This window comes from Sphaerospermopsis aphanizomenoides BCCUSP55 (genome assembly GCF_001586785.1).
Taxonomy (GTDB): Bacteria; Cyanobacteriota; Cyanobacteriia; order Cyanobacteriales; family Nostocaceae; genus Sphaerospermopsis_A; species Sphaerospermopsis_A aphanizomenoides_A.
Genome location: NZ_LUFH02000085.1, coordinates 18,816 through 28,686 on the forward strand (window position 1 = coordinate 18,816; position 9,871 = coordinate 28,686).

6 protein-coding genes are annotated in these 9,871 nt (G+C 42.0%); all 6 read left to right on the plus strand.

The genetic code is table 11. From position 1 onward, the window contains the following. Position 1 precedes the first annotated feature (1 nt). The 6 genes from A0J48_RS19590 (at position 2) to A0J48_RS19615 (ending at position 9,812) form a co-directional block, all read left to right on the plus strand. On the plus strand, positions 2 to 928 hold the full coding sequence (locus A0J48_RS19590) for an AAA family ATPase (protein ID WP_200326021.1): 927 nt from the start codon (positions 2 to 4) through the stop codon (positions 926 to 928). Beyond that, positions 915 to 2,042, plus strand: coding sequence for a hypothetical protein (locus tag A0J48_RS19595; protein WP_200326022.1), 1,128 nt, complete (start codon positions 915 to 917; stop codon positions 2,040 to 2,042). The genes A0J48_RS19590 and A0J48_RS19595 overlap by 14 nt, the downstream gene beginning before the upstream one ends. Before the next feature lie 47 nt (positions 2,043 to 2,089). Next, a complete protein-coding gene (locus tag A0J48_RS19600; RefSeq protein WP_200326023.1) occupies positions 2,090 to 4,309 on the plus strand; it encodes a hypothetical protein in 2,220 nt (739 codons plus the stop codon). A gap of 91 nt (positions 4,310 to 4,400) precedes the next feature. Beyond that, a complete protein-coding gene (locus A0J48_RS19605; RefSeq protein WP_200326024.1) occupies positions 4,401 to 4,748 on the plus strand; it encodes a hypothetical protein in 348 nt (115 codons plus the stop codon). Between the two features lie 233 nt (positions 4,749 to 4,981). Continuing rightward, complete coding sequence (locus A0J48_RS19610) at positions 4,982 to 8,038, plus strand: CHAT domain-containing protein (RefSeq protein ID WP_200326025.1); 3,057 nt, start codon at positions 4,982 to 4,984, stop codon at positions 8,036 to 8,038. A gap of 676 nt (positions 8,039 to 8,714) precedes the next feature. After that, positions 8,715 to 9,812, plus strand: a complete 1,098-nt coding sequence (locus tag A0J48_RS19615; protein WP_234301036.1) for a tyrosine-type recombinase/integrase — start codon at positions 8,715 to 8,717, stop codon at positions 9,810 to 9,812. Positions 9,813 to 9,871 lie beyond the last annotated feature (59 nt).

Consider the following 9,871-nt stretch of genomic DNA (forward strand, 5'->3'; position numbering starts at 1 on the left):
AATGATTAATTCAGTAATACCCCGCATTTATACAGGTGAATCCGAATTTGATGGACGTGAGCCTTACATACCGTCGCCTGAATTGATTGAAGCAGTAAATCTGACAATTTTTTTACAAAAACGCCCTTTGTTGCTCAAGGGAGAACCGGGTTGTGGTAAAACTCGCTTGGCTCGTGCTGTGGCTGATGAACTAGGTTTACCTTATGAGTCTTGGTATATCCAGTCTACAAGTAGGGCAAAAGATGGTTTTTACACTTATGATGCGATCGCTCGTCTTCAGGATGCCCAAATAGCACAGCATGATGAGCAGAGACGCTCAAAAGTGAATGACCCTAAAAATTATATCAAGCTTGGCCCTTTAGGACGTGCGTTTCAGAACTCACTGGACAATTCGCAACGTACTGTAGTTCTTATCGATGAAATTGATAAAGCCGATATTGACTTTCCCAACGATTTACTTCAAGCATTAGATGAGGGACGATTTACCATTCAAGAAACAGGAGAGGAAATCAAAGCAAATCCAGACTACCTTCCAATTATATTTATTACTAGCAATGATGAGAAAGATTTACCTGATGCTTTCCTACGTCGTTGCTTATTCCACTATATTAAATTTCCTCAAGAATCTGAATTAATTAACATTATTAACGCCCACTTCCAGAACTCAAAACCATCAGTTATAGCAGCAGCTGTTAGACGCTTTCAACTACTGCGAAACAATATGGAAAAAAATATTGGTAAAACTGGTAAAAAAGTGAGTACCAGTGAGTTAATTGACTGGTTTACAATCTTGCGAGAATATCCCGAAGATGAGATTTTGAGTAAACTCGAAGGAGAACTTCCATTTGCTGGAGTTTTATTAAAGTATTGGAAGGATTATCGGGACTACTTGCTTCCGTCACGGGAGGAGAAAAATGAATCCCGTTGAAATTCCTTTACTAAATGCTTTGTTAATTTTATTTAATAAATTGCGGTCATACGGTTTTCCCTTGGGTGTAGAAGATTATATGTTGGCAATACAGGCATTGCAAGGTGGATTTGGTATGGGCGATCGCCAAACATTAGAGCGATTGTGCTGTACACTATGGACAAAATCTGAGCAAGAAGCCCGTTTACTCAATCGGCTTTTTGATGAAGTGCTAGCTCAACCCCAAACTCATATAAATCAATCTTCCACTACCGAACCAGTAAAACCTGCTGGAGAAATACTCAATCAACCACAGCTTGAAAATCAAATAACTGAGCCTCCAAAACCAGTTGTTGAAACAAGTCCACCTGCTGATATAGTGCCAGAAATTGAACCGGAACAGGTAATTCAAGCAGTTCGCAGCAATCAGCCTAGTAGCTTTGAAACAAGTTACTACCCCACAGATTTATCAGATGAATACCTACCAGTAACCAGCAGAGAAATGAAGCAAGGTTGGCGTTTTTTACGCCGCCGCGTCCGCGAAGGTACATTGAAGGAGTTAGATATAGCAGGTACAGTAGAAAAAAATTGTCGCTACGGGATTTTACCTGAACCAGTGATGATGCCACGCTATATCAATCAAGTTAAACTGGTATTACTGGTTGACCAAGGTGGCTCAATGGTGCCTTTTCATCATCTCTCCCGTCAATTAATAGACAAAGCTAAACGGGGTGGAAACATTAAGCAAACCAGTGTTTACTACTTCCAAAACTATCCTGAAAAATATCTTTATAGTGACCCAACTAGACTAGAAGCTCAACGAATTAGAAATTTTCTGGAATCTGTTGATAAAAAAACATCGGTACTAATTGTTAGCGATGCTGGTGCTGCGCGAGGTAACTATAATCCAGAACGAGTTGAGTATACGCAAAAGTTTGTTGAGCAACTTCACCAATCAGTAAATTATTATGCTTGGCTCAATCCCATGCCTAACGATAGTTGGCAGTATACCACTGCTGATAAAATTGCTCGTTTTGTACCAATGTTTGAAATGAGTCGTGAGGGACTTAGTGCAGCTATTAATACTTTACGCGGTCGCTACGTTTACTGGGAGCATCCCTATCAGTGGATGTAATGATAGTTACTATGAGTAAAGCTAGAGCAACAAATTTGAACATAGCTATGGAGCGAATCTTAGGATTTGCCCAAAAATTTGATCAAGCGCACTTTGATTTAGCTTGTCATGCAGCATTTCCACAGACACTCACGCCAGACTTACTTTACCAAATTTGGCTGCGCTTTGTACCCCAAGCTCCCTGGACAGCAGTTGCTCGCATACTTCTGTCTCGTTTGTGTCGTGAGGTGGGTTATGAACTTTACGAAATGGATGTTGCTGTACGAAATTTGTTGCTAATAGAACTTAAGGAAGATGAGCGTTTTGGCAAGCAGCAGTTAGATAAATTAGCAGAGTTTTATACCAATTATTTAAACCAGCAGTTTGGAAAGGAAGAAGCACAGGAAGAATATTTAACCCAGCCTCAATATTGGATAGCACTTGGTTCTACTAAATCAAAACATCTGAGTCGTAAATTAGCAGAAGCTATTGAGTCGAGGTTGAAACAGAAAAACTGGAAAGAACTGTTTCGTTTAGCATCATTTATAGAAGCTGTTCCAGAAGCATTGGTGGAATTTCCTCAATCATTAGTTATCTATGCTCTTGGAATCGAGAAATTGACAACTGGTGATCCCAAGGGTGCAGTAGAACAATTTAATAGATTGCCAAGACAGAAGCAGTATATTCAAATTGATGGAGTAAATGTTCCTATTCTCGATCAAGTTTCTCTTTCTCCTTTCAGATGGGGTAATAGCAGTCTCACGCTCTATGCTTTCCATCTGCGAAACAGCATCAACCAAGGGGAAGAACCGACTGTAGCAGAAGCACCACAGTTGTGGGAACAGTTAGTTGATTTAGGTAATAAGCTCCACATTGCAGAACTACAAACTCTGCAACAACAACTTATTTGTTACCAGGAAAATCAATATTTTCCCCAAGCAGAAGATAGCCTTGGAGTTGAATATAGCAATTTACTGCGTAATCAAGAACCAAGTTTAAACTTTCGGTTAATTACTCAAACTGGTGGGTTAGAGCTTCAAGGTTTACTTTGCCCTTTTCGGTTACATGATAGTTATGCAATTGATCTAACTCTGTATTCTCAAGATAATTTGAGTCTGCAAGAATTAAGATACCTCAATCCCCAAAACTTACTATTACCTCCACAAATTCAAGCTTCTCTGGGACAAACATTATTACTTTTTACTCAACCAATAGAACCACAGGAAGATTATCAAAATTTAGCTGACGCTTGTGTTAACCAAATACTGTCAGAAAGAAATTCAACAGAGTTTGTCGGTACAGGTTATCTATTAGGAAATCCAATTTTTGAATATGAAAGCGATCACACAGACCCCGCTCAAAAACTGCATATTTTAGTTTGGTTTAAATGCCAAGATATGAACCAAAACCACATGGATAAAGTATCTGAAATTTTACTATATCTGCTGTGGTTTCGTCATACAATTCAGTATGTTTATCATCAATCCCGGTGGTGCGATGCAAGAGCGAAAGAACTTTACGACAAATTGCCAGATTACGAACGACGCTTTCATCAAATTACTCAAGCCGCAAATCGGCTAGAAATTATTAATAAAGGAAATCGGCTAGGGCAGTTACTAGCAGAAATCCGACAGATGGAACTAGAATATGTTCGCTACTTGGGGGAACTGGCAGATCACAAAAATACTATAGCTACAAATGAACACAATTATAGGACTAAGCTAGAAAAATTGGAGTCCCTACCAGAGACTAACTTAGGTTTATGGCAAGAGTTTTTGCACCATATCCATGACAAGCTGCAACAACAAATTCAATCAGATTTGAGCTTTTTAGAACAGAGACGCGATTACTTACAACAGGTCAAAGCTACATTCCAAAAAGCCATTGTCAGTGAACGAGTTAAAGAATCCAAAGACATGATTGAAAACACAGTAACAGAAAATAGCCCTGCAAATAAATATCAACCTAGCATTACTCCTGAAAGATACATAAGATTACGCAATGCTCTGTTGAATTGTGACCAATTTAGAAGCTATGAAAGATTACAGAATTTCTTAGGTGCATATGATGTACTTAGACCTTGGCATGACTTTCTTCCGGAAGCTCATAGCCGATCAGAACTCGTGGATATTGCCATTGATTACCTACATAATCAATTTCGTAGAGATACAAAGGAAAATGCCTTAGTTATCCTATTGCATCTACTAGCGGAGTTAATAGATCCAGCAGATAGCTGCCGTCAAACCTTAGTTGAATTGGCACAGGAGCTTGAGAGTTCTCTTCGATAGATTGAATCACAAATTTATTCCTTCCAAACATTTCGGCAACTTTTCCACTGGGCTTCATTCTGCGCGATCGGTCAATAAATAGGAGTCAAAAATGTCACCTTACGAAGAAAATATTTTAACTTTTGTTTATGTAATCAAAAACCAACCTGAGTTATTAACGACAGAAGACCGTACCGATGTACTAGAATTGCTTGCAACCCTTCCAGATGATGTTGAAGAAATATCAAATGCGATCGCCCTCTGGTATGAAACCCGTCCGCAAATTCTAGAGGCTATCCTCAATGTACCAATTGAAGATTTAGACAATGTAAGAGCTGCGGGTGGTAATAAGACTCCCATGACAGCTTCAGAAAGTAAGGACATGATTGAAAACTCTGTAACAGAAAGTAACAAGTTAAACCAGTCAAATTCTTCTTCGTCTCAAACCAAAAAACCATGAAATTAACCATTATTGAAACTATTTTTGGTGATTTTGCTTATTACAGAAAGCTTTTCAAGGAAATTAATGTATTGATAGTAAATAATACTTCAATGTGAACAAGCCGTCCAGAATATAGATTGGTTGAACTGGTTCAGCTACGCGATCGCTCCCTCAACAACAGAACATCACACAAAAACCGTCACCATCCCCTCAAAACGATGCAAAAACAGATTTGAGTAGACTCAAACAACATGGACGCACAACGCCACCAAGCCTATCTGGACTTAACCGCAGAACTACTCCGTTGCGACAGCACTCGTGCGCCGGAGATTTTGCGGGATAGGCGAGAATTTGTTGATACTAGCTGGCTGGAATGGTTAGAACAAGCAGCTATTCGGCAGGAAGAACAGGGTAACTTGCAGGGAGCCAATCAAATTTATAATCTACGTGATTATGCGGCTATGTTAGTTGCATTAGAAACTGCCAAAATAACTGCTCCTTTCTGGAATGAGCTTTGGCAGGCAATTTTACAAAGCAACTGCAATCCCCTGGTGATTGAACCTCTGCTCAGAGCTAATCTAGACAAGCTCACTGATGCTTTTGCTCAAATTTTGCCTAGCTTGGCAGCTAACTTGTTCTCAACTATACTACCAGAAGGATGGACTACAATTGCTGGATTGTTCGTCAACTTCAGCAATCTCATGTTTCACTTTCCTTTGGGCAGTAGGGCGAGCAACCTAGAAATTGCTATTGCAGGTTACAACATTGCACTAGATATCTTCACACAAGCCGAGTTGCCACAGCAGTGGGCGATTGTGCAGAACAGTCTTGGTGCAGCCTACAATAATCGCCTTCGTGGAGAACGAGCAGAGAATTTAGAGCAGGCGATCGCTTACTACCAAAATGCCCTACAAGTCTATACCCAAGATTCTTCTCCAGAGGAGTGGGCAATACTCCAAAACAACTTGGGTACTGCTTACAGTAGCAGAGTTTTGGGCGACCGAGCGCAAAACCTAGAGCAGGCAATTCGCTGCCACCAAAATTCCCTGCAAGTACACACTGTCGATAACTATCCTGTAGACTGGGCTAGAGCGCAGCATAACCTGGGAATCGCATATCGTGAAAGTATCCTGGGAGAGCCGGATGCTAATTTAGAAAAAGCAATTGTTTGTTTTCGCAAGAGTCTGGCGGTGCGTACCCTTAGTACATGGCCGACAGAATGGGCAGATACGCAGAAAAATCTGGGAGTAGCTTACTGCGATCGCCAGCAAGGAAACAAAGCCAGTAACTTGGAACGCGCCATTAACTATTTGCAGAATGCGCTTCAAGTTTACACTCAAACAGAGTTTCCAGCAAAATGGGCAGAGACGCAGAAGAACCTGGGAGTAGTATACTGGCAACGCCTGGATGGAGAGAAGGCAGAAAATCTCGAACGAGCGATCGCTTGTTACCAAAACGCTCTCCAAGTCTATACCAAAGCTGAGTTTCCAGAAACTTGGGCAGAAACGCAAAATGCTTTAGCTGTTGCTTGGCGACAACGCATACTCGGTGAACGTCACCAAAATTTGGAACAGGCAATTAACTGCTGTCAGCAAGCATTACAGGTACGCACTCAGGCTGCCTTTCCCATGTACCACACGGAAACACAACTAAATTTGGGTTTGGCTTACCGGGATATGCACCAACTGCACCTAGCCTACTCTGCTTTCGTCGCAGCAGTTGATACAGTAGAGTTTTTGCGGAGTGAAATAGTCTCTGGGGATATTGTTAAACGTAAGTTAGCTGAGGAATGGCATCAGCTTTATATCAACATAGTGGAGGTTTCCCTAGAACTGGCTGTTAATGAACCGCAATATCTTAGCAAGGCAATTACTTACGTTGAACGTAGTAAAACACGCCAGTTGGTAGAGTTAGTTCTCAGCCGTGACAATCACAGTATCTTTCCTCCAGACATTGCTAGTCAACTGCAACAGCTTCAGGATGAAATTAACCAGGCACAGCAGTACATCCAGTCAGGAACAGCTTCTAACTCTACTGTTCTAGCTCAAAAGCTGCAAAAATTGCGACAGCAGCGCAACATACTACAAGACAGTTACTTGGCTGTTGGTTCTAGCTTCGATTTAGCCCCCTTCCTAGCAAGTCTTGACGATCGCACTGCTGTAATTGAGTGGTTCATTGCTGACGGTCAAATTTTTACATTCGTTGTGACTCCCAATACTGATTTTTCTCCTGTGCCTAACAGTGAAACCGAAGCCAATTCTTTTCTCTCTGTACAAAAAAACCAGCAACGGATTACAGTTTGGCGGTCTACTCTACAAGACGTGCAAGACCTAGCAAATTGGCTGGAGGCATACCTGAAAGATTACTACCAGGATAAAAACCGTTGGCGAACTCAACTGATGCCGCGTCTAGAGGAACTTGCTAGGAATTTGCACCTCGACAGACTCCTATCCCAGTTACCGCAAGAGTGCAACCAGCTAATTTTGATTCCCCATCGATTTTTGCATATATTACCACTCCATGCTTTGTCTGTATTTGATACTACCCTCATTGATAGATTTAGCCGTGGAATCCGCTATGCTCCGAGTTGCCAGCTGCTGCAATTAGCTCAAACCCGCCAGCGACCCAATTTTAAACATTTGTTCGCCATCCAAAATCCCACAAATGACCTTTCCTATGCTGCTATCGAAGTTGAAGCAATTAAGGATAAATTTGAGATAGCAACAGTTTTTCAACAGTTAGCAGCAACTAAAGCTGCTATCAGTAACAGTCTGTTGCAAGGCATCCACTGTGTCCACTTTGCGTGCCACGGCATATTTGACTTGGTATCTCCACTAGACTCAGCATTGCAGTTAGCAGATGGGCCGTTGACTTTGGCAGAAATCTTGAACTTGGACTTGCAGCAAGCGCGCCTTGTTACTCTTTCTGCCTGCGAAACGGGTTTGACTGACCCCTCCAGCCTCAGTGATGAGTACATCGGTTTACCCAGTGGTTTTCTATACGCGGGTACTCCTAGTTTAGTGAGTTCGCTTTGGACAGTGAATGACTTGTCAACATCATTTTTGATGCTCCAGTTCTACCACAATCTCCGAAACGGTTCTTCTGTAGCTACAGCTCTTAATTTAGCCCAGTTATGGCTGCGGGATGTCACAAAGACGGAATTAAAAAAATGGATTATAAAAATTAAGTTGCCCTTACCTGCAACAGTGAAGATGGCGCTAAATCGTCGTCTGCATCAGTTACCGGATGATAGTAAACCCTTTTGTGATGCTTTTTATTGGGCTGGGTTTTGTGCGGTGGGGGTGTAGTTTTAGCTAAATTATTGCTCTTTCATGATTGCCTATCCTACAAATTACAGCAGATTTCAGCTAAATGAGGTACAGGTTATTCTCAGGGGCAATGGGATTCGCTTTTATCTGTGTACCTCATAAACCTGAAAAACGCTGTATCTTGTAATTGAGTTAAAGAACAATAAAAATATTGAGAGTTTATCTAAAGCGAGAAATCAATCGGGTCGTCAAAGAAGAGAAAAAGCTTACTCTAAATTTATTCTTCCTACGAAAGCAAGCTGGAAACAAACTCAGAACGTCAAGTTAATAATTGAGAATTTAAAGCCGCTAGTCGGCGTAAATAGAAGGTTCGTGCAACGAGGGGCAACCTGTAGCTATTCAGGAGTCAGGAGCCAGAATTCAGAATGAATTTTGTGCGACTGGTGGATGAATAAACGGGTTTAAGACCCCCACCAAATTGAAAATTTGGTGGTGCTTCTAGGTGGCGGGTCTGAATCCCACACTGATTGCATTCTGACCGGAGGCGGAGCGTCTCCGGCTGCGCTCCTGAATTCTGACTCCTGAATTCTTCTTCAATGGAACCTACCAGCAGGATTGTTCCAATTACAATATCTGCACATTCACGGGAAGATAGAATATAAAAAAAGCTTCCTGAAACCACGCTTCCAGGAAGCTAGATGTCGTCTACTACGTGATGCTTATTTCTCTCATGGATGTGAACAACATTGAGGTCAGTCCTGTAGAAGTTCTTCCTGCCCCCGGTAAGGTTGTATCTCGTGATACTTCTCAACCTGTTACCGCCGAATTAGTTGAGGAGGTAATTCGTCAATATTATTACCGCACACCTGCGGTGGGTAATGATGAAGAGTTGATTTTGGCTTGGGCAGGGTCGCAAAATCGAGAACAAACTAAGCGAAAATACTATCGCTTTGGTCAAAAATTACTGGAGTGGGTACGGAAGCAGGGGATAGAGGACTTGCGGATAATTCAGCAACCAAAGTTACTAGAATTTATCGCCTCTTGGGGTGAGGTTTCCCCTTATACTAAATCTAACCAGGTTTTGATGTTGCGATCTCTTTGGAGTTATGGCAGCAGTGAGAATGTGGGCTATTTTTTACGGAATATTGCTAGTACGATAAGTTACGATAATTTCACAGATTTACCGAAGGCAGAGCGTTATCTGGAAGATTGGGAGTTGGAACAATTGGCTCATGCTGCCCAGATGTTGGGGGAGAAACACTGGTTGGTGTTCTGTTTACTTTTTTATAGTGGGATGCGGGTAGGTGAAGTAGGTCGGGTAACTATTCCTGGTCAGGAACCGGGTCAACCGCAGGAAGATTATCCGGGTTTATATTGGCACAACTTTAAATGGCAACCAGAGCCGATACCGGGAGATAAACACCGGGGATATTACACGATTAAGTTTCGGGGGAAGGGGGGGAAGTACCGGGAAATTGGTTTAGACCATGAGACTTCACGCATCTTTAAACAGTACCGGGGGATGGCCAGTGAGAAGATGCCTGTGTTTCCTAATGTCTCACCTGATCCCAAGAAACGGGGTTTGCCATTGAGTGACCGAGCGATTAAAAAATTGATTCAGGATATATCTGAGGTGGCAGAGGTGAAGTTTTCTTGCCACTGGTTACGTCATTCTCACGCATCAAGGGCGGTGGATAGAAAAACGCTGTTTGAGGTGCAAGACCAGTTGGGTCATACTAAGAGTGATACGACTAAGACCTATGTTCGTCCCAAAAGGGATGCTGGGACTGGTACGGTGTTGCCCAGGTTTTGAGGAAAATGTGATCCATTGGGTCACAAAGAGGAAAAGGGGCAGGGAGCAGGGGGCAGGGG

Coding starts and splice junctions, on each gene's coding strand:
- A0J48_RS19615 (WP_234301036.1), top strand. CDS start 8,715: ATGCTTATTTCTCTCATGGATGTGAACAACATTGAGGTCAGTCCTGTA.
- A0J48_RS19590 (WP_200326021.1), top strand. CDS start 2: ATGATTAATTCAGTAATACCCCGCATTTATACAGGTGAATCCGAATTT.
- A0J48_RS19595 (WP_200326022.1), top strand. CDS start 915: ATGAATCCCGTTGAAATTCCTTTACTAAATGCTTTGTTAATTTTATTT.
- A0J48_RS19600 (WP_200326023.1), top strand. CDS start 2,090: ATGGAGCGAATCTTAGGATTTGCCCAAAAATTTGATCAAGCGCACTTT.
- A0J48_RS19605 (WP_200326024.1), top strand. CDS start 4,401: ATGTCACCTTACGAAGAAAATATTTTAACTTTTGTTTATGTAATCAAA.
- A0J48_RS19610 (WP_200326025.1), top strand. CDS start 4,982: ATGGACGCACAACGCCACCAAGCCTATCTGGACTTAACCGCAGAACTA.